At 62.8% G+C, this 17,861-nt stretch carries 21 protein-coding genes; 10 read left to right on the top strand and 11 right to left on the bottom strand.

Annotated elements, in window-relative coordinates; genetic code table 11:
• Nucleotides 1-75: 75 nt before the first annotated feature.
• Genes AC1RRJ_RS10990 through coxB form a run of 5 tightly spaced genes read right to left on the bottom strand, consistent with a single transcriptional unit; the run spans nt 76 to nt 4,525 of the window.
• The gene (locus tag AC1RRJ_RS10990; protein ID WP_493122529.1) at nt 76-639 is read right to left on the bottom strand and encodes a cytochrome c oxidase assembly protein; all 564 of its coding nucleotides are present in this window, start codon (nt 637-639) and stop codon (nt 76-78) included.
• On the bottom strand, nt 636-785 hold the full coding sequence (locus tag AC1RRJ_RS10985) for a cytochrome c oxidase system small membrane protein (RefSeq protein WP_493122528.1): 150 nt from the start codon (nt 783-785) through the stop codon (nt 636-638). Before AC1RRJ_RS10985 ends, AC1RRJ_RS10990 begins: the two co-directional genes overlap by 4 nt.
• Nucleotides 782-1,693, bottom strand: a complete 912-nt coding sequence (locus AC1RRJ_RS10980) for a heme o synthase (RefSeq protein ID WP_493122527.1) — start codon at nt 1,691-1,693, stop codon at nt 782-784. The genes AC1RRJ_RS10985 and AC1RRJ_RS10980 overlap by 4 nt, the downstream gene beginning before the upstream one ends.
• A gap of 60 nt (nt 1,694-1,753) precedes the next feature.
• Nucleotides 1,754-3,418, bottom strand: coding sequence for a cytochrome c oxidase subunit I (gene ctaD, locus AC1RRJ_RS10975; RefSeq protein ID WP_088471516.1), 1,665 nt, complete (start codon nt 3,416-3,418; stop codon nt 1,754-1,756).
• Nucleotides 3,419-3,433: 15 nt separating this feature from the next.
• The gene (coxB, locus tag AC1RRJ_RS10970; protein WP_493122526.1) at nt 3,434-4,525 is read right to left on the bottom strand and encodes a cytochrome c oxidase subunit II; all 1,092 of its coding nucleotides are present in this window, start codon (nt 4,523-4,525) and stop codon (nt 3,434-3,436) included.
• A 232-nt stretch (nt 4,526-4,757) separates the two neighbouring features.
• On the opposite strand from coxB, the gene pyrE reads away from it, so the two are divergent.
• The 5 genes from pyrE to AC1RRJ_RS10945 are packed head-to-tail and all read left to right on the top strand — an operon-like array spanning nt 4,758 to nt 8,429.
• Complete coding sequence (pyrE, locus tag AC1RRJ_RS10965; RefSeq protein ID WP_493122525.1) at nt 4,758-5,345, top strand: orotate phosphoribosyltransferase; 588 nt, start codon at nt 4,758-4,760, stop codon at nt 5,343-5,345.
• Nucleotides 5,342-6,091 carry a pyridoxine 5'-phosphate synthase gene (locus AC1RRJ_RS10960; RefSeq protein WP_493122523.1) on the top strand — a complete coding sequence of 250 codons (750 nt, stop codon included), beginning with the start codon at nt 5,342-5,344 and terminating at the stop codon, nt 6,089-6,091. Before pyrE ends, AC1RRJ_RS10960 begins: the two co-directional genes overlap by 4 nt.
• Nucleotides 6,088-6,489: a holo-ACP synthase gene (acpS, locus tag AC1RRJ_RS10955; RefSeq protein WP_493122520.1), complete on the top strand. Its 402-nt coding sequence runs from the start codon at nt 6,088-6,090 to the stop codon at nt 6,487-6,489. The genes AC1RRJ_RS10960 and acpS overlap by 4 nt, the downstream gene beginning before the upstream one ends.
• Nucleotides 6,490-6,495: 6 nt before the next feature.
• A complete protein-coding gene (gene lepB / locus AC1RRJ_RS10950) occupies nt 6,496-7,344 on the top strand; it encodes a signal peptidase I (protein WP_493122518.1) in 849 nt (282 codons plus the stop codon).
• Nucleotides 7,345-7,355: 11 nt separating this feature from the next.
• Nucleotides 7,356-8,429, top strand: coding sequence for an AI-2E family transporter (locus AC1RRJ_RS10945; RefSeq protein ID WP_493122516.1), 1,074 nt, complete (start codon nt 7,356-7,358; stop codon nt 8,427-8,429).
• Between the two features lie 63 nt (nt 8,430-8,492).
• Here the strand turns inward: AC1RRJ_RS10945 and AC1RRJ_RS10940 are convergent, their stop codons facing one another.
• Nucleotides 8,493-9,017, bottom strand: a complete 525-nt coding sequence (locus tag AC1RRJ_RS10940; protein ID WP_493122514.1) for an FKBP-type peptidyl-prolyl cis-trans isomerase — start codon at nt 9,015-9,017, stop codon at nt 8,493-8,495.
• A gap of 182 nt (nt 9,018-9,199) precedes the next feature.
• Nucleotides 9,200-9,406 carry a 30S ribosomal protein S21 gene (gene rpsU / locus AC1RRJ_RS10935; RefSeq protein WP_003047635.1) on the bottom strand — a complete coding sequence of 69 codons (207 nt, stop codon included), beginning with the start codon at nt 9,404-9,406 and terminating at the stop codon, nt 9,200-9,202.
• 277 nt (nt 9,407-9,683) lie between these two features.
• Between rpsU and AC1RRJ_RS10930 the strand changes: the two genes are divergently transcribed.
• The 4 genes from AC1RRJ_RS10930 to AC1RRJ_RS10915 all read left to right on the top strand — a co-directional run bounded on the left by AC1RRJ_RS10930 (nt 9,684) and on the right by AC1RRJ_RS10915 (nt 13,321).
• Nucleotides 9,684-10,451: a class II aldolase/adducin family protein gene (locus AC1RRJ_RS10930; RefSeq protein WP_493122511.1), complete on the top strand. Its 768-nt coding sequence runs from the start codon at nt 9,684-9,686 to the stop codon at nt 10,449-10,451.
• Between the two features lie 27 nt (nt 10,452-10,478).
• Nucleotides 10,479-11,024, top strand: coding sequence for a (2Fe-2S)-binding protein (locus AC1RRJ_RS10925; RefSeq protein ID WP_493122509.1), 546 nt, complete (start codon nt 10,479-10,481; stop codon nt 11,022-11,024).
• Nucleotides 11,025-11,157: 133 nt separating this feature from the next.
• Nucleotides 11,158-12,114 carry an RcnB family protein gene (locus AC1RRJ_RS10920; RefSeq protein WP_493122507.1) on the top strand — a complete coding sequence of 319 codons (957 nt, stop codon included), beginning with the start codon at nt 11,158-11,160 and terminating at the stop codon, nt 12,112-12,114.
• A 151-nt stretch (nt 12,115-12,265) separates the two neighbouring features.
• Nucleotides 12,266-13,321, top strand: coding sequence for a fatty acid desaturase family protein (locus AC1RRJ_RS10915; RefSeq protein WP_493122505.1), 1,056 nt, complete (start codon nt 12,266-12,268; stop codon nt 13,319-13,321).
• 3 nt (nt 13,322-13,324) lie between these two features.
• On the opposite strand, the gene AC1RRJ_RS10910 is transcribed toward AC1RRJ_RS10915, so the two are convergent.
• The 4 genes from AC1RRJ_RS10910 to AC1RRJ_RS10895 all read right to left on the bottom strand — a co-directional run bounded on the left by AC1RRJ_RS10910 (nt 13,325) and on the right by AC1RRJ_RS10895 (nt 17,280).
• Nucleotides 13,325-13,804, bottom strand: coding sequence for an asparaginase domain-containing protein (locus AC1RRJ_RS10910; RefSeq protein ID WP_493123042.1), 480 nt, complete (start codon nt 13,802-13,804; stop codon nt 13,325-13,327).
• 8 nt (nt 13,805-13,812) lie between these two features.
• Nucleotides 13,813-14,298 (bottom strand): DUF3291 domain-containing protein, encoded by a 486-nt coding sequence (locus tag AC1RRJ_RS10905; RefSeq protein WP_493122503.1) that lies wholly within the window; start codon nt 14,296-14,298, stop codon nt 13,813-13,815.
• A gap of 11 nt (nt 14,299-14,309) precedes the next feature.
• Complete coding sequence (locus AC1RRJ_RS10900) at nt 14,310-15,911, bottom strand: lysine--tRNA ligase (protein ID WP_493122500.1); 1,602 nt, start codon at nt 15,909-15,911, stop codon at nt 14,310-14,312.
• Nucleotides 15,912-16,164: 253 nt separating this feature from the next.
• Nucleotides 16,165-17,280 carry a hypothetical protein gene (locus tag AC1RRJ_RS10895; protein ID WP_493122498.1) on the bottom strand — a complete coding sequence of 372 codons (1,116 nt, stop codon included), beginning with the start codon at nt 17,278-17,280 and terminating at the stop codon, nt 16,165-16,167.
• Nucleotides 17,281-17,434: 154 nt separating this feature from the next.
• On the opposite strand from AC1RRJ_RS10895, the gene AC1RRJ_RS10890 reads away from it, so the two are divergent.
• On the top strand, nt 17,435-17,803 hold the full coding sequence (locus AC1RRJ_RS10890; RefSeq protein WP_493122496.1) for a PilZ domain-containing protein: 369 nt from the start codon (nt 17,435-17,437) through the stop codon (nt 17,801-17,803).
• The last annotated feature ends 58 nt before the right edge of the window (nt 17,804-17,861 follow it).

The raw sequence follows: 17,861 nt of genomic DNA, 5'->3' as shown, positions 1-17,861 counted from the left end.
TATTCCCGTTTTGCAGCCCCAGCGTCGCGATTCCCCATCGCCCGCCGGTCCTTGATTAGACTCTTGATCGCGGCCTTAGCTCGCCTTTTTACCCTCGTCTACAGGGTGGAAGGTGTAGCTGAGGGTGATTTCCTGAACATCGCGCGCGTCGGGGTCATCCATGATCTTGGGATCGACGAAGAACAGCACCGGCATGCGCATTTGCTGCCCCGGCTCCAACCGTTGTTCGGTGAAGCAGAAGCATTGGATCTTGGTAAAATATTTGCCCGCCTGGGTCGGCGTGACGTTGAAGCTCGCCGTCCCGACGACGGGGTGCGACGAATTATTCTCGGCGATGAAAATCGCCATGTCGCGCGCGCCGATGCTGACCGTATCGCGCGGATGTTCGGGATAGAATTTCCACGGCAGCTTGGGCGACACATTGGCGTCGAACCGCACCGACATCGTCTGGTTCAAAATCTCGGGCTCGGCAGCAGCGGCCACCGGATCATAACGCTGCGTCGTACCGCCAAAACCGGTCACGCGGCAGAACAGATCGTAAAGCGGCACCGCGGCAAAGCCGACCCCGACCATCGCCAGCGCTATCGCCGAAGCGAGGCTCGCCGTCTTGGCGTTGGGAGACATTTTTTCGATCTTCATTGGAAAATCTGCATCTTCGCGATGGTGATCAGAAAGAAGAGGATCGCGAGCCCGCCGAGCATCCACGCCATCATATTTGCGCGGCTGCGCTGGCGACGGCGATATTCCGCCTCGTCGAAAGGTTCTTGATTCGGTTCCTGGGTCATAGCGGCCACCAATGGTCGGCAACGACAGCGCCGAACAAAATGAAAAGATAAGCGATCGAATAGGCGAAGAGACGCTTTTCGGGGCGCATCAGATCGCCCTCACCCGTCGTCCGCGTGCCGACCTGAATCGACAGCAATACGAACAGCGCCGAGAGTATGACAGCGGTCCAGCCATAGAGCGCCCCGGTGTAGCCGAGCGGCCACGGCGCAATCGCCGCGACAGCCATGATTACCGCATACACGAGAATCTGGCGGCGGGTCGATTTCTCGCCCGCGACAACCGGCATCATCGGGATGCCGGCGGCGGCATAGTCAGACTTCATGAACAGCGCGAGCGCCCAGAAATGCGGCGGCGTCCACAGGAAGATCAACAGGAACAGCAGCACCGGCAGCGGTGCGAGGCTGCCCGTCGCTGCAACCCAGCCGATCAGCGGCGGAAAGGCCCCGGCCGCACCGCCGATGACGATATTCTGCGGCGTCCGCGGCTTCAGCCACATCGTATAGATGAAGACATAGAAAAGGATCGAAGCTGCCAATAGCAGCGCCGCCTGCCAGTTCGATGCAAACAGCATCAGGAAGACCGAAAAGGCCGCCAGCCCGACACCGAATTGCAGCGCCGTCTGCGGATCGAGCCGCCCGGCGGGAAGCGGCCGATTGGCCGTCCGCTTCATTTTTGAGTCGATCCCGGCTTCATACCATTGGTTGAGCGCGCCCGACGCCCCTGCCCCCAGCGCGATCGCGAGGATCGACGAGAAAGCAAGGATCGGATGGACGTCGCCCGGCGCAGCAAGCAGGCCGCAGAGGGCGGTAAACACCACCAGTGACATTACGCGCGGCTTGGTCAGCGCGAACAGGTCACGCCAGTCGGCGGGAAGCGCCATTTCGCCATGGGTCAGGCTCTGCGCCATGATAACTCCGGCCTGCTGGGAAACGCCCCCTGCCGCAAATTCAGCAGGGGGCGAAACCGGTCAGGCGATACGCGGCAGTTCATTGAACTGGTGGAACGGCGGCGGGCTCGACAGCGTCCATTCGAGCGTCGTCGCACCTTCACCCCACGGATTGTCGGCGGCCTTCTTGCCGGCAACCAGCGAGTAGAGGATGTTCACGAAGAAGATCAGCACACCGACCGCCATGATCACATAGCCGTAGGACGAGATCAGGTGCCAGAAGGCATAGGCTTCGGGATAGTCGGGGTAACGACGCGGCATACCCTGCTGACCCAGGAAGTGCTGGGGGAAGAACAGGACGTTCACGCCGATGAAAAAGATCCAGAAGTGCAGCTGTCCGAGGAACTCGTTGTACATCCGGCCCGACATCTTCGGGAACCAGTAATAGAAGCCGGCGAAGAGCGAGAAGACCGCGCCCAGCGACAACACATAGTGGAAGTGCGCGACGACATAATAGGTGTCGTGCAGCGCGGTATCGACGCCGCCGTTGGCGAGAACGACGCCGGTGACGCCGCCCACGGTGAACATGAAGATGAAGCCGAGCGCCCAAACCATCGGGGTCTTGAAGCTCATCGACCCGCCCCACATGGTAGCGATCCAGCTGAAGATCTTGATGCCCGTCGGAACGGCGATGACCATCGTCGCAGCGGTGAAGTACATCTTGAGGTTCACGCTCATGCCGACCGTGAACATGTGGTGGGCCCACACGATGAAGCCGACGGCGCCGATCGCGACCATGGCGTACGCCATACCCAGATAGCCGAACACCGGCTTGCGGCTGAAGGTCGAGATGATCTGGCTCACGATGCCAAATCCGGGCAGGATCATGATGTACACTTCGGGGTGGCCGAAGAACCAGAAGAGATGCTGGTAGAGAACGGGATCGCCGCCGCCCGTGGCATCATAGAAGGTGGTGCCGAAGTTACGGTCGGTCAGCAGCATGGTGATTGCGGCCGCAAGAACCGGCAGCGCGAGCAGCAGAAGGAAGGCGGTGACGAGCACCGACCACACGAACAGCGGCATTTTGTGCAGGGTCATGCCCGGCGCGCGCATGTTGAAAATGGTGGTGATGAAGTTGATCGCACCCAGGATCGACGCCGCGCCCGCAAGGTGGAGCGAGAAAATCGCCATGTCGACCGCAGGCCCAACCGAGCCGCTGGTCGACAGCGGGGCATAGACCGTCCAGCCGGTGCCGGCACCAAGGCCGCTCCCGCCGGGGACGAACATCGAACCGACCAGCATCACGAACGCAACCGCAGTGAGCCAGAAGGAAACGTTGTTCATGCGCGGGAAGGCCATGTCGGGCGCGCCGATCATCAGCGGCACGAACCAGTTGCCGAAGCCGCCGATCATGGCGGGCATGACCATGAAGAAGACCATGATCAGACCGTGGGCGGTGATCATGACGTTCCAGAAATGCTTGCCCTGGACTTCGCCAGCACCCGCATCGAAGAACTGTGCCCAGCCGGTGAGATACTGAACGCCGGGGTGAGCAAGCTCAAGGCGCATCATCCCCGAGATCACACCGCCGACGATGCCGGCGATGATCGCGAAGATCAGATAGAGAGTGCCAATATCCTTGTGGTTCGTGGACATGAACCAGCGGACAAAAAAGCTCGGCGTATCATGGTCGTCATGCGCATGGTCGTGACCATGTGCGGGTGCAGTCGCTGCAATATCGGTCATCTGTCGGACCCCTTATTAATTCTTGGCGGCCGGGGCAGCGGCGGGAGCCGCAGCCGGGGCTGCTTCGGTCGTGGCGGCAGCGGGCGTCGCAGCCGGTGCCGCAACGGCGGGCGCCGGAGCGGCAGCGGCGGGTGCCGCAGCGGTTTCACCCGAAGGATTGCCGCCCTTCGAACGGACCCAGGCTTCCCACTTGTCGACCGGCAGCACTTCGACCGCGATCGGCATATAGCCATGGTCGACGCCGCACAGTTCCGAACACTGGCCATAATAGACGCCGACCTTGGTCGCGGTGAACGTCGTTTCGTTGGCACGGCCGGGAACGGCGTCCATCTTGGTCCAGAAGGCGGGAACCGCGAAGCTGTGGATCACGTCGGCACCGGTGATGATCAGCTTCACCTGACGACCAACGGGAACGACCATGCGATTGTCGACGGCGAGATGATAAGGCTCGCCAGCGGCTTTGGCCTTGTCTTCAGGAAGAATCTTCGAGACGAATTCGCCGATGCCCTGGTCAGGGTAAGCATAGCCCCAATACCATTGATAGCCCGTGACCTTGATCGTCAGCGCGTCCTTCGACGGCGGCGCATATTGGGCGGCGAGCAGCTTGATCGACGGAACCGCGACCACCGCGAGGATCAGGACCGGAATAGCGGTCCAGATGATTTCGATGAAAGTGTTGTGCGTCGTCTTCGATGGAACCGGGTTCGCCTTGGCGCGGTAACGCGCCATCGCCCAGAGCATCAAACCAAGCACAAGAAGCGTGATCACGGTGATCACCGGCAGCAGGATATAATGATTAAACTCATATGCCTGCTGACCGATCGGCGTAACCTGCGGCTGGAAATTAATCCCGCCATCGACCGGCTGGCCGATACCCGCGGTGGGCTTCATCGGCACGTAGGTCGCGTCGCCAGCAGGCGCTGCCGCGTCGACCTTGGCCGGAGTCGCTGCGGTGGTGACCGCTGCGGGCGCGACCGGCGCCGGATTCGCGGTTGCCGTTGCGACGGGCGCTTCGGCCGGGGCCGTAGCAGGGGCCTGCGCATGGGCCGCACCGACGGCGCCAAGCGACAAAGCTGCCGCAATTACAAGGGTTTTCAAGCTCTTCATAAGGATAGTGCCGCCCGTTGCCTGTTGTTCTTTCGTTGGCCCAGCCCGTCCGCGCCAACCACCGACACAGGTCGGGGCAGCCGGCAGAGGGGCTGAATCTCGCGGGCGCTATAGACCCGCTTGCCGCTTGCCTCAAGCATCTCTAACACTATTTTACGGTCAGCAAATCTGCGCCGCCAAAACCCCGTCGCCCATCAAGAGCGACGCTCTATATATAAAGAACGCACTCCCGATGACCGACGATGAAATCCTGGCCGAATTCCGCGCTGCCGACGCCCTGCTGCAGGGCCACTTCCTGCTCTCCTCCGGACGCCATAGCGAATATTATCTGCAATGCGCGCGCGTACTGATGGACACCGAACGTGCCGGACGCCTCGCCGTCGCGCTCGCCGGGAAGCTGCCGCGTGATCTGAAACAGGCGATCGACGTGGTGGTCTCGCCGGCAATGGGCGGCATTATTATAGGGCATGAGATGGGCCGCGCGCTCGGCAAGCCCGCGATCTTCGTCGAGCGCCCAACTGGCACCTTCGAACTGCGCCGCGGCTTTGCGATCGCACCGGGGACCAAAGTCCTGATGGTCGAGGACGTCGTCACCACCGGTCTGTCGTCGCGCGAAGCGATGGAAGCAGTGCGTGCAGCGGGCGGCGAAGTGCTGGCCGAAGCGGCGCTGGTTGACCGGTCGGCGGGCAGCGTCGACCTGGGCGTTCCTTTCTATCCGCTCGTCGCGATCAATTTCCCGACCTATGCCGAGGATGAGCTTCCCGAGGCTCTGGCGGCGACCCCGGCGATCAAGCCCGGCAGCCGGAGCCCGGCAGCTTGACCCTGCCCCACTCCTCCCGGCTGCGGCTCGGTGTCAACATCGACCATGTGGCGACGATCCGCAACGCACGCGGCGGCGAACATCCCGATCCGGTACGCGCCGCCGAAATCGTCGCAGCGGTCGGCGGCGACGGCATCACCGCGCATCTGCGCGAAGACCGGCGCCATATTCGCGACGACGATCTCGCACGAATTCAGGCCGCGACCGACCTGCCGCTCAACCTCGAAATGGCGGCCACTGACGAGATGGTCGAGATCGCGCTGCGCCACAATCCGCACGCCGCGTGCATCGTCCCCGAAAAGCGCGAAGAGCGCACGACCGAGGGCGGGCTCGACGCAGCGGGGCAGCATAATCACCTCGCCCCCATCGTCGCGCGGCTCAACGATGCCGGCATCCGCGTCAGCCTGTTCATCGAACCCGATGCCCGGCAGATCGAGGCCGCGATGCGGCTGCGCGCGCCCGTCGTCGAATTCCACACCGGCCGCTATGCCCATGTCGAAGGCGAGGAACGCGCGGTGGAACTGCGCCGTCTTGCCGACGCCGCCGCGCTCGCGTGGAAAAACGGCATCGAACCGCATGCCGGGCACGGGCTGACCTATGACAATGTGGTTCCGGTCGCGGCGATCCCGCAGCTCGCCGAACTCAACATCGGCCACTATCTGATCGGCGAGGCAATCTTCACCGGGCTCGATCCTGCGGTGCGGCGGATGCGCACGTTGATGGACGAGGCGAGAGGCGCCGCATGATCATCGGCCTTGGATCCGACCTGTGCAATATAGAGCGTATCCAGGCATCGCTCGACCGTTTCGGCGAACGCTTTGAAAACCGCGTTTTCACGGACGTCGAGCGCGCGAAGGCGGCACGCCGCCCCTTCACCCGCGCCGGCACTTACGCCAAGCGCTTCGCCGCCAAGGAGGCGTTCTCGAAAGCTGTCGGCACCGGATTCAAGCGCGGCGTGTTCATGAAGGACATTGGCGTCGTCAACGCGCCCTCTGGCGCCCCGACGCTCGCGCTGACAGGCGGCGCCGCCGCGCGGCTCGAAGCGATGACCCCGCCGGGGCACAGCGCTCATATCCATCTGACACTGACCGACGATCATCCCTGGGCGCAGGCCTTCGTCATCATCGAAGCAATCAAGGACTGAACGAGCATGGCGAAAAAGGCAGCGAAGGATAAGGCCAAGGACGAAAGCTGGGGCAAGACGATCCGCGACATCGTGGTCATCCTGCTGCTCGTGCTTGGCATCCACAGCTTCATCGCCAAGCCTTTCTATATCCCGTCCGATTCGATGATGCCGGTGTTGCTGTCGGGCGACCGGCTGATCGTCAGCAAATATCCCTATGGCTGGTCCTATGCCTCGGTCAGCTTTCACCTTGCGCCCAAGTTCGCTGGCCGGCTGTTCGCCAAACTGCCCGAACGCGGCGATATCGTCGTGCTCGAACATCCAGTTACCCGCGAGGATTATATCAAGCGCGTCATCGGCCTGCCCGGCGACACCATCGAGGTGAAGGCCGGGGCGCTGTCCATCAACGGCAAGCCGGTGAAGCGCGAGATCCAGCCGATGCTGTCGATCCCCGTCGATGCCAACACGCCGTCGGGCGACGGCAGCCTGTCGCGCAACGTCGCGCGCGGCGCCGACGGCCAGCCGGTGCTTGAAGTCCCGATCGTCCGTGAAACGCTTCCCAACGGCGCGACCTTCGACACCATCGACCTCGGCGCGAGCCAACTCGACGATTATGGCCCGTACAAAGTCCCGGCGGACCATCTGTTCCTGATGGGTGACAACCGCGACGGTAGCGCCGACAGCCGTGCCCCCACCGAAATGAAGGGCCTCGGCGGCGCCGTTCCTTTCGACGCGATCGCCGGTCGCGCGGAGATCATCACCTTTTCAACCGACGGCACCGCCCAATGGTATAATCCGCTGAGCTGGTTTCAGGCACTGAGGTCAGGTCGCGCGGGAACCGACCTGCGCCCCGAACGTGACAGTAAGGGAAAATAGGGAAGAACAGCATGGCGCAGCAGAGCAAGACAACAGCCGAGACCCGCGCCGAAGCCCCCGGCCCCACCGAAATCCAGAGTCATCTGGTCCGTACAGAACTTCTTAAGGCCGGCGTCTGGCTGGGCCTCGCGCTACTGATCGGCGTCTGCATCATCCTCGTTCAGCCAATCTTGCTGATCTTTGCCGGCATCGTCATGGCATCGATGCTCGACGGCGGCACCCGCCTGCTCGGCCGCATCCTGCCAATCGGGCGCGGCTGGCGGCTCGCGATCGTCTGCCTGTCGCTCGTCATGTTCCTGATCTGGACGGTCATGTTCGCGGGATCGCAAATCGCCGATCAGGCCGCGACGCTGCAGCAGGTCATCATGATCCAGGTCGAACGCATCGCCGTCTGGGCCAGCGAGCATGGCATGGGCAATTTCCAGCTCGACACGAAGACCATCACCGACAATCTCGCCGGGACCGTAGGGCGCGTGACAGCCGCTGTGGGTTCGGTCCTCGGCGGGCTGACCAGCCTCGTCATGATCGTCGTGCTCGGCATCTTCATCGCGATCGAACCGCGACTCTATGAGCGCGGCGTTGCGTGGATGCTGCCGATGAAGAGTCGCGAGAATTTCTACATCACCACCGCGCGCATGGGCTTCACGCTGCGCCGATTGATGGCGGGGCGGCTGCTCGGCATGCTCGTCGAAGGCGTCGGAACCTGGCTTGCCTGCCTTGCCGTCGGAATTCCGATGGCGGCACTCATGGGGCTGCTTACCGGCCTCCTCGCTTTCATCCCCAATATCGGCGCGATCGTGTCGGGCGTGCTGCTCGTCCTTGTCGGTTTTTCGGCAGGGATGGATACCGGCCTTTATGCGATCGCGATTTATTTCATCGTCCAGACGGTCGACGGTTATCTGATCGTCCCGATGGTCGCCAAGCAGACCGTCGACCTCGCCCCCGCGCTGGTCCTCGGCGCACAGATATTGCTGGGCGCGCTGCTCGGCCTGATGGGACTGGCGCTCGCCGACCCGATCGTCGCGATGATCAAGGTCGCGCTGGAGCGCGAAGCCGAGCGCAACGCGAAGACCCAGTTCGCATAAAAGAAAACGGCGGCGGACTGATCCAGCCCGCCGCCGTTTTTCGCAGTTTCCTGATCGCGCCGGTTACGGCTGCGGAGCGCCCGGCGGCGGACCTGCCGGGCCGCCCGGAGCGCCGCCCTGCATCTGCTGTTGCTGCTGCATCATCTGCTGCATCTGGCGAACTTCGGCTTCCGAACGGAAATCGAGCAATTCGACCTCGAAATGCAGCGTACTGTTTGCGGGAATCGGCCCGGCTTCGCGGTTGCCATAGCCCAGCTTCGGCGGAATGCTGATCTTGTACTTGCCGCCCTTTTGCATCCGGGTCAGCGCTTCGGAAAAGCCGGGAACGACCTGCGCGACCTGCATCGGCGCCTGTTCATTGGCGTCGAACACCGTGCCATCGTCGAGCTTGCCTTCATATTTGACCAGCACCACGTCGGCGATCGTCGGGCTGGGACCGGTACCGGCCTTCACAACTTCGAAGCCGATGCGCGGAGTGCTGTAATAGGCAAAGGCCGCGCCCGCAGCGAGCAGCGCTACAAGGCCGATCCACAGCAGCCACAAGCCGCCCTTGCCCACCGGGCGCAATGGAACCGTCGTCACACTCATCGTCGCTGATCCTTCCCCTGCCCCCCAAAAGATTTCTGGCGGAGCGTAAATAACGGCACGCCTATAGGCGGAGCGGCGCAGAGCGGTCCAGAGGCAATCGCCTGCGCGCGCAGAACGAAAAAGGGCGCCGCGTTGCCGCAGCGCCCCTTTCACGAACTGGATCCCGAACGGATCGACGGGTTCTACTTGATCCCGTCGCGTTCCATCCGCTTGCGCTCCATCTTGCGGGCGCGGCGAACGGCGGCAGCACGCTCGCGCGCGCGCTTTTCGCTGGGCTTCTCGTAATGACGGCGCAGCTTCATTTCGCGATACACACCCTCACGCTGCAGCTTCTTCTTGAGCGCGCGAAGGGCCTGGTCGACATTATTGTCGCGAACGATGATCTGCATACGCCGTGTCGTCTCCTGTTCGTCGGACGCTCCATGGTTCCGGGAAAAGCCGGTTCGTCATGAATCGCCTATATTCGGGCAATAAAAAGAGCGCCGCAAGCCAGCGACGTTCGGATGAAGCGCCAACTAGAGAGATTCGCGCTCAAATGCAAGCCCCCGCGCGGCGAACCGCGCCCGGGCCGCCGCAAGCCCCGCTTCCCCGCTCCGGGATTGTGCCGCGCCCTTTTCCTGTGGCATAGGTAGCAGGACAAAACCGAAATATGGGAAGAGGACTGTCATGGCGACTCAATTGCAGCGCAACAGCAAATACAGCGAAGCCGAATGGACCGCGCGCCAGGAGCTTGCCGCCTGTTATCGCATCTTTGCGATGATGGGCTGGGACGAGATGATCTTCAACCATATCACGGTGAAGCTGGACGATCAGGAAGGTGCCTTTCTGATCAACCCCTATGGCATGCATTTCAGCGAAGTGACGGCGTCGAGCCTTATCAAGATCGATATCGACGGCAACAAGCTGGATGAGGACAATCCCTGGCACGTCAACAAGGCAGGCTTCGTCCAGCACAGCCTGTTTCACCGCGTCCTCCCCGACGCGCATGCGATCATCCACACCCACACCACCGCAACAATGGCGGTGTGCGGGCTCGAGGGCGGATTGCAGCCGACGAACTTCTACGCCTGCAACTTCATGGGCCAGCTCGCCTATCATGATTTCGAGGGCATCACGGTGCGCGAGGAAGAAGGCACGCGACTCGTCGAGCATCTCGGCGACAAGCGCATCCTGATGCTCCGCAACCACGGTCCCGTCGTGATGGGCAAGTCGCTGTCCGACGCCTTCATCAAATATTGGGCGCTGCAGCGCGCGTGTGAAATCCAGCTCGCGACGATGAGCATGGGCAAGCCGATCCTGATCAGCGACGATGTCGTCAAGGTCCACCAGCGCGACCTCTATATGGCCCAGATTCCCGGCCGCCAGTCGGGAAAGGCTGAATTCGACGCGATGGTGCGCAAGGTGGACAAGATCGACACAAGCTGGCGTGACTAATCCCGCCAGACGGCTAAACCGGCCGGCATGACGCGATTCTCTGTCAACGACCGTCCGGTCGAATATCGCATGGAGCCCGACACGCCCTTGCTGTGGGCGCTGCGCGACGCGTCAAACCTGACGGGCACAAAATATGGCTGCGGGACTGGCGAATGCGGCGCCTGCACCGTCGACATCGATGGTGAGGCAATCCGTAGCTGCATGGTGACGATCGCCGAGTGCGAGGGCCGCTTCGTCACGACGATCGAGGGGCTGGCGCGCGACCGCAGCCATCCGGTGCAGCAGGCGTGGGTCGCCGAACAGGTGCCGCAATGCGGCTTCTGCCAGTCCGGGATGATAATGGCGGCTGCCGCGCTGTTGCGGACGAACAGCAATCCGACCGATGCCGAAATTGACGCCGCAATGACCAACATCTGCCGATGCGGAACCTATCCGCGCATCCGTACCGCGATCCGCCTCGCCGGGCGCGTGCTGCGCGGCGAGGAACGCATCGCCGCGGCCCCGCCCCCGGGCATTCGTCCGGCCGACGCCGCACGCGCAGTGCCCGCACTGCGCCCGACATCGGGAAGCTGAACGGTGCGGTTCATCTAGCTGAACCGCAGGCAACGGCGCGGTCAGCCATCGATCATCTTGTGAGGCGTAAGAATCACTCCATCATCCCGGCTGGTGCCTTCAGCAATCGGGACATGGGTTGGAGAGTGGTGAGATGAAGAAGATGTTCGGAGGGTTGCTCATCGCTGCGACGATTCTGACCCCCATCGTTCCGGCGGCCGCACAGGCTTCGGGCGAACGGGCTCAGATGGCGCAGCGCGGAGAGCGAAGTGACCGTGGCGACCGCGGCGACCGTGGACCGCGCGGTCCCGAAGTGCGTCGCGGCGGCAATTGGGGTGGTCAAGCTCGCCCCGAACGCCAGCAAAGCCAGCAGCAGCAAGTCGAGCGCCAGCAACGTCAGCAGCAATGGCAACAGCGCGGCAATGACCAGCAGCGTCAGGCACAGCGCCAGCAATGGCAGCAGCAGCAGCAGCGCGACAACGACCAGCGCCGCCAGACGCAGCAGACCGATCGTCAGCGCGGCGGCTATGATCGCAACCGCGACGGCCGCACCGACCGTCAGTGGGATCGCAACCGCGATGGTCAGATCGACCGGCGAACCGACCGCAACCGCGACGACCGCACCGGCCGCCAGTGGGACCGCAATCGCGACGGTCAGGTCGACCGGCGAACCGACCGCAACCGCGATGGTCAGATCGACCGCCGCTGGGACCGCAACGACAACAACCGCGTCGACCGGCGCGCCGATCGCTACCGCGACCGCTATAACGACCGGCGCTATCGCGACAATGACCGGAACAATCGCTGGAACCGCGACTGGCGCAGCGACCGGCGTTATGACTGGCGCAGTTATCGTCAGTCGAATCGCAACTATTACCGGATGCCGCGATATTACTCCCCCTACCGGAACCACAATTACACGCGGTTCAGCATCGGATACACCTTGGGGTCGCTCTTCTATGGGCAGCGCTACTGGATCAATGATCCCGGCTATTACCGCCTCCCGCCCGCCTATGGAGGCTATCGCTGGATCCGTTATTATGACGATGCGCTTCTGGTTGACACCTACTCGGGCGAAGTGGTCGACGTTCTCTACGACTTCTTCTGGTAATATCCTTTCGGTTGCCCGAAGACAAACTGAGGGGTCGGCTCGCCGGCCCCTTTTTTACGGGTGGTAACAATGCGCTCACTCGTCAATTTCGCGCTTCGGGTGCCGGAACAGACGCTATTCCGTTTCGCTTAGCAACTTGATACAGTGCTCCATGCCTGCTGTTCGCCTCTTGCCGCCCACCCAGTTTTTCGACCGCGCCGAATGGTGCGCGATCACCACCGCGTCGCGCTGGCGCGGCATCTGGCTGGTGGCGCATGCATGGATCGTCAGCATCACGCTCGTCGGCCTCGCTGCCTGGTCGCAAAACCCCTTCGCATGGCTGCTCGCGGTGATCTTCGTCGGCGGGCGCCAGCTTGGTCTTGCGATCCTGATGCACGACGCGGCGCACGGTGCGCTGCACCCGAACCGGAAAATCAACAATTTCCTTGGCCAGTGGATGACGGGCGCTGCGGTCGGATCCGACCTCATCGCCTATCGCACCTATCATCTGCAGCACCACAAATACACGCAGCAGCCTGAAGACCCCGATCTGTCGCTGTCGAAACCCTTCCCCACCACGCGCGCCAGCCTGTGGCGCAAGGTGCTGCGCGATATGACGGGCCAGACCTTCTTCAAACAGCGCGTGGCGCAGTTCGGATATGCGCTGGTCGGCCTGAAAGCGATGCTCCGCGGCGAGCAGCCGGTGAAGAGTGGCGCGAGCACAAAGGCGGGGACGCCGTTCAACAAACAGTCCGACGACGGCATGACCTCGCCGACGGTCGACGTCGCGGGTGCGATGGCGGTCGCCCGCGCGGTCGGCCGCTTCCTTGTGGTTCAGGCGGTCCTGCTCGCGGCTTCGCTCGCGCTCTATGGCTGGACGCCCTGGCTGCTCTGGCTGGCGGGACTTGCGACAACCTTCCAGCTATACTTGCGCGTCCGCAATATCGCCGAGCATGCGTGTACGACGACGGGCAGCGAAGATCCCTTCACTCACGCGCGCACCACCCAAGCCGGCTGGCTGGCACGGGCAACGGTCGCGCCCTATTGGGTCAATTATCACTCCGAACATCATCTGTTCATGGGCGTTCCCTGCTATCGGCTGCCGGAGGTCCATGCTGCGCTCGACCGCGCCGGCCGGCACGAGGCCATGACGATCGCACCGAACTATGCGGCGGTGCTGCGGCAGGTTACAGCCAAGCCTGTCCTGAGCTCAGTCGAAGGGGGCTGAGCCCTATTCCTCGACGAAGCGCTGCCCGGCGCGATCCTTGACCGTCTTTGCGGGATCAAAGATCAATCCGTTCATCGCAATATAGACCCCGGGCGGCAACGTCTGCACCGCGGCGAGCGCGAAGCCAACATTGAATTCGGCGTCGCTCGCGCGGACCGACGCGGGCTGCATCGCCCCCGTCATCACGATCGTCTTGCCCTGCATGCCCGCCAGCACGCGCCCGGTGACAGGCATAGTGTCGGTGCCATGGGTGACGAGGATGCGCGTGGCTTCGCTCGCCGCGACGGCGGCACGAATGACCTCGCGGTCGGCGTCGTCGAGCTCGAGGCTGTCCTTGCGCATTAGCTGGGTGACGCGGTGCGGGACATGGACATTATGTTCGCGCAGCATGTCGGGGATCGCCGCTGGGCCGATCTGGAATTCGGACAGAGCATCGAAATAGACTTTGTCGATCGTCCCGCCGGTCGTGAAAATCTCGATCATGTCGCTCATCAAGCACACTCGTCCTGGACCGGCAGCGCCGGCGTGCCGTCGGGCGCGCCGAAGGGCCGTTTGAAAGTGAAAGCGTCGGCTGCCGGGCCGTTCGCTTCGAGCATCACGATCCGCGCCATGCCCTCGGCGACGGTCGGGCGATGGCCCGCGGGCACCCACCACAGCGCCTGATAGATGGCGACATGGTCGAACCATTCCTTGCGCCGCCGCATGATCGCGAGATGTTCGGGGTTGCGATAGACATAGGCCGCGAGCGCATCGACGTCGCGCCATACCGACATGTTGGCGATGACGTCCGGGTCGTTGGTCACCGGTACATCGGTCGCGTCATTGCCCTCACCCGTCAGGCGCCAGACGAAGCCGTCGGATGCCTCGGCAAGCGCATTCACGGGATCGAGCGCATCCATGAAGTCGCGGTTGGCGACATGCTCGGCGGGCAGGCGAAAACGCGCAATGTTGATCTGTGCGAGTTCATAAGCCGCCATGCCGCGCTCCCTCAGCCCAATGCCTCGGCAATCAGCCGCCGCGTGTTGTCGATCCCGAACAGCGCGATGAAGCTGCCCATGCGCGGCCCCGCGCTCGATCCGAGCAGGGTTTCGTACAGCGCCTTGAACCAGTCGCGCAGATTTTCAAAGCCATAGGCCTCGTTCTTGCCAATCTCGTACACGATGTTCTGGATATCGTCGGCGCCCGCATCGGCGGGAAGCGCCGCGAGCTTGTCGTCGAGCTCCTTGAGCGCCGCCCCCTCGCCGCCCTGCGGCTTGCGGCGCTGCAAGGTCGGCGCGACATAGTCGCGGTTATACGCCATCGCATTGTCGATCAGCCCGTCGAGTTCGGGATAGGTCGCCGCGTCCGCGCCTTCGACATATTGGCCGAGATAGCGCCAGATCTGGTCCTTCGACGCATCGGCGCCCATCACCCCGACCAGGTTAAGGAGCAGGCCGAAGGTCACCGGAAGTTCCTTTGCGGGCACCGGCTCGCCGCGCGCGACATGGACATGGTGCACCGGGTTGCCGAGCTTCTTGTCGCCGTCCTGCGCCGGATAATTGCCACGCATCTGGAGATATTCGTCGACCGCCTTCGGGATCACCCCGATATGGAGCTGCTTCGCCGCCTTGGGCTCGCGATACGCGAAGAAGGCGAGGCTTTCCTCGCTGCCATAGTCGAGCCATTGTTCGAGGCTGAGGCCATTGCCCTTCGACTTCGAAATCTTCTCGCCCTTTTCGTCGAGGAACATTTCGTAGATCAGCCCCTCGGGCTTGCGGCCGCCGAGCGCCTTGGCGATCTTGCCCGACTGGACGCCGCTGTCGGTCAGATCCTTGCCGTACATTTCATAATCGACGCCCAATGCGACCCAGCGCATCGCCCAGTCGACCTTCCACTGCAGCTTGGCACCGCCGCCGAGGATCGAATGGGTGATCGTCTCGCCCTCGTCCTCGAACGACACGAGCCCCGCGTCGGCATCGACGACGGTGATCGGTACCTGCAGCACGATCCCCGACTTCGGGCTGACCGGCAGGATCGGCGAATAGGTCGCGGCGCGCTCTGCGCGCAGCGTCGGCAGCATGATGTCGAGAATATCCTGATTGTGGCGCAGGACATTCTTCAGCGCATCGTCGAACGCACCCGACTTGTAGCGCTCGGTCGAGCTGACAAATTCATATTCAAAGCCAAAACGGTCGAGAAACTCGCGCAGCATCGCATTGTTATGATGCGCGAAGCTCTCATACTTGCCGAACGGATCGGGAATGTCGGTCAGCGGCTTGCCGAGGTGTGTGCGCAGCATGTCGCCGTTGGGGATATTGTCGGGCACCTTGCGCAGCCCGTCCATATCGTCGCTGAATGCAACCAGCCGCGTCGGTGCACCACCAGTGAGCGCCTCATAGGCGCGGCGGACCATCGTCGTGCGCAGCACTTCGTTGAAGGTGCCGATATGCGGCAGGCCCGAGGGGCCATAGCCGGTTTCGAAAATCACCGCCTCGCCGCCGGGCTTGCCGTCGGGATAGCGTTTCAGCACCTTGCGCGCTTCCTCGAACGGCCAAGCCTTGGAGGTTTGCGCGGATGCGCGCAGGGCGGGATCAAGATGCATATCAGTCATAGGAGCGCCCATAGCGGCAAGAAGGCGCGATGGGAAGAAGGGCGGAATTCTGCGCAACTTCACTCCGGAATCGCCGCGCAGCGCCCACGCCAGTACGGACTAAAGCCACAAAAGCCCCGCATGCGCGCCCGCGAAATGTGCTGTTTGTGGCTTTAGGGGGAAGGGTATCGACCGGCGGCACGGGCCGAATGAAGCATAGCCGGACAATGTAGGAAAGGCCGCATTCCTGCAGCCTTCGGCGAAACCGCACCATTCACGGTTTCAGCGCATTGCCTTTCAGAATTCGGCCAGGAATGGCGGGACGGTCCGGCGCCGCCAATGTCACCGCATCGCCATCGATCGACAGGCTGGCACAGTCCTGGTCGCGAAAATCGCGCCGCTGCTCGGCGATGCACAGCTTGCCGTCGGTCTGCAACAGCCATTTGATCGACGTCGGCGCCCCATCGCGCCATTTCGCCAGACCGGAGCCCTCGCGCAGAAAATAGACGACGCTATCGGTTTCGGCCTGTCGGTCGGCGGCCTTCAACAACATTGTATTGCCGATCAATGCGTCGGCCATCTTTCGGATCGCCGCCCCGGCTGCGGGCGAGAGGTGCCGCGCATCCCCTTTCAAAAACCGGGCATGCAGAGGCCCGATCCTGTCGTCGCGCAAGGTCACGAGGTCGCCGGCAATCGAAATGGCGGCGCAGAAACTTCCCTTCCACTGCCCTCCGCTCAGGCAGAGTTGATCATCCTTTTCGCGGATCGACCATTTTTCGTCGGCCTGAAGCACCCAATGATCGAAATAGGGCTGTTCATTATGCGCCCGTCGGACCTTGCCGGCGGGCATGAAATAATGCGCCCGATATTCCCGGCCGCCGCCCTCCGGAATGAAGACGAGGGTGTTGCCGACCAGCGCGTCGATTGCTGCTCTTCCGACGAAGCTTTCCTTCGAAACCTCCGCCGGGTCGAGCTTCCAGGCATCGCCCTCCAAAACCCGGCCGGGCCAGACCGGCCCGCTCGCCGGGGTCAGCGTCGCACTGGCACCGTCGACCGAGAGGATCCCGCAATCGCCTTCCCAGGATTTGCGCCCGACATCGCTGATACAAAATGTCCCATCCGAAACATTGGCCCATCGAATAGCGCGCGGTTCACTTGCGTCGTCCCGCCCGCGTGTCGCCGCCAGCCCGGTGCCGTCGAGGCGAAGGAAGACGCCGACCTCCTCGCCGGGCCGGTCGGGCCTGACGTAGACGAATGTATTGCCGACCAGCGCACGCGCGGCTTTGTGGGCGGCCTGGGGGTGCAACTCTTCTTCGGCATGCGCCGCAAGGCTCCCCGCGCAAGCGCAGCCCAACAGGGTCGCAGCGACCACCCATGTCCTGATTTGCATGATCTCCACCCGCTGAATTCTTTCCTGATTGCCGCCTATACTGGCCATTATCGCTTGTAATATAGCCTGAATCTTTGTTGCCGTCGGCCGACGGGTGGACGCGCGGCAGATCATGGTTACCCGAAATTTACCATGTTGGGCCTAGGGTGTCCGCATGATGACCTCACACACCCCGCAGCCCCGTGGCCACAAGCGCACCGCCGTTTCGATCGACATCACCGTCAACGGCGTGCTCAATCATGTCGACGGCCGGATCACCGACCTGTCGGAGGGCGGCGCGCGGATCGACGGGGTCAGCCTGCCCGCGCGGTCGCGCTGCGAAATCCATTATGGCGGCGCGGTCGTCTATGCCGTCGTCATGTGGTCCGAATATGACCGCATGGGGGTGCGCTTTCCTTATGAGCTGACCCACGGCCCACTGTTCAATGCCCTCGAACGCGCGCGCAACGCCGCGATGCTCGACCCGGCCAGGATTTTCCTGAGCAATCGGCCTTCGGGTTTTGGACGGCGCGGACTGAGTTAAAGCCCCTTTCATCGTCATTCCCGCGAAATATGGGCTGAGTCGCGCTTGCCGCGTTCGC

This window comes from Sphingopyxis sp. GW821-FHT12C06 (assembly GCF_058807415.1).
This window is presented reverse-complemented; position numbering and strand designations above follow the sequence as displayed.

Bases quoted from the DNA above. Each gene is read 5' to 3' on its own strand.
- AC1RRJ_RS10990 (WP_493122529.1), bottom strand. From the start codon at position 639: ATGAAGATCGAAAAAATGTCTCCCAACGCCAAGACGGCGAGCCTCGCT.
- AC1RRJ_RS10985 (WP_493122528.1), bottom strand. From the start codon at position 785: ATGACCCAGGAACCGAATCAAGAACCTTTCGACGAGGCGGAATATCGC.
- AC1RRJ_RS10980 (WP_493122527.1), bottom strand. From the start codon at position 1,693: ATGGCGCAGAGCCTGACCCATGGCGAAATGGCGCTTCCCGCCGACTGG.
- ctaD (WP_088471516.1), bottom strand. From the start codon at position 3,418: ATGACCGATATTGCAGCGACTGCACCCGCACATGGTCACGACCATGCG.
- coxB (WP_493122526.1), bottom strand. From the start codon at position 4,525: ATGAAGAGCTTGAAAACCCTTGTAATTGCGGCAGCTTTGTCGCTTGGC.
- pyrE (WP_493122525.1), top strand. From the start codon at position 4,758: ATGACCGACGATGAAATCCTGGCCGAATTCCGCGCTGCCGACGCCCTG.
- acpS (WP_493122520.1), top strand. From the start codon at position 6,088: ATGATCATCGGCCTTGGATCCGACCTGTGCAATATAGAGCGTATCCAG.
- lepB (WP_493122518.1), top strand. From the start codon at position 6,496: ATGGCGAAAAAGGCAGCGAAGGATAAGGCCAAGGACGAAAGCTGGGGC.
- AC1RRJ_RS10945 (WP_493122516.1), top strand. From the start codon at position 7,356: ATGGCGCAGCAGAGCAAGACAACAGCCGAGACCCGCGCCGAAGCCCCC.
- AC1RRJ_RS10940 (WP_493122514.1), bottom strand. From the start codon at position 9,017: ATGAGTGTGACGACGGTTCCATTGCGCCCGGTGGGCAAGGGCGGCTTG.
- rpsU (WP_003047635.1), bottom strand. From the start codon at position 9,406: ATGCAGATCATCGTTCGCGACAATAATGTCGACCAGGCCCTTCGCGCG.
- AC1RRJ_RS10930 (WP_493122511.1), top strand. From the start codon at position 9,684: ATGGCGACTCAATTGCAGCGCAACAGCAAATACAGCGAAGCCGAATGG.
- AC1RRJ_RS10925 (WP_493122509.1), top strand. From the start codon at position 10,479: ATGACGCGATTCTCTGTCAACGACCGTCCGGTCGAATATCGCATGGAG.
- AC1RRJ_RS10920 (WP_493122507.1), top strand. From the start codon at position 11,158: ATGAAGAAGATGTTCGGAGGGTTGCTCATCGCTGCGACGATTCTGACC.
- AC1RRJ_RS10915 (WP_493122505.1), top strand. From the start codon at position 12,266: ATGCCTGCTGTTCGCCTCTTGCCGCCCACCCAGTTTTTCGACCGCGCC.
- AC1RRJ_RS10910 (WP_493123042.1), bottom strand. From the start codon at position 13,804: ATGATCGAGATTTTCACGACCGGCGGGACGATCGACAAAGTCTATTTC.
- AC1RRJ_RS10905 (WP_493122503.1), bottom strand. From the start codon at position 14,298: ATGGCGGCTTATGAACTCGCACAGATCAACATTGCGCGTTTTCGCCTG.
- AC1RRJ_RS10900 (WP_493122500.1), bottom strand. From the start codon at position 15,911: ATGACTGATATGCATCTTGATCCCGCCCTGCGCGCATCCGCGCAAACC.
- AC1RRJ_RS10895 (WP_493122498.1), bottom strand. From the start codon at position 17,280: ATGCAAATCAGGACATGGGTGGTCGCTGCGACCCTGTTGGGCTGCGCT.
- AC1RRJ_RS10890 (WP_493122496.1), top strand. From the start codon at position 17,435: ATGATGACCTCACACACCCCGCAGCCCCGTGGCCACAAGCGCACCGCC.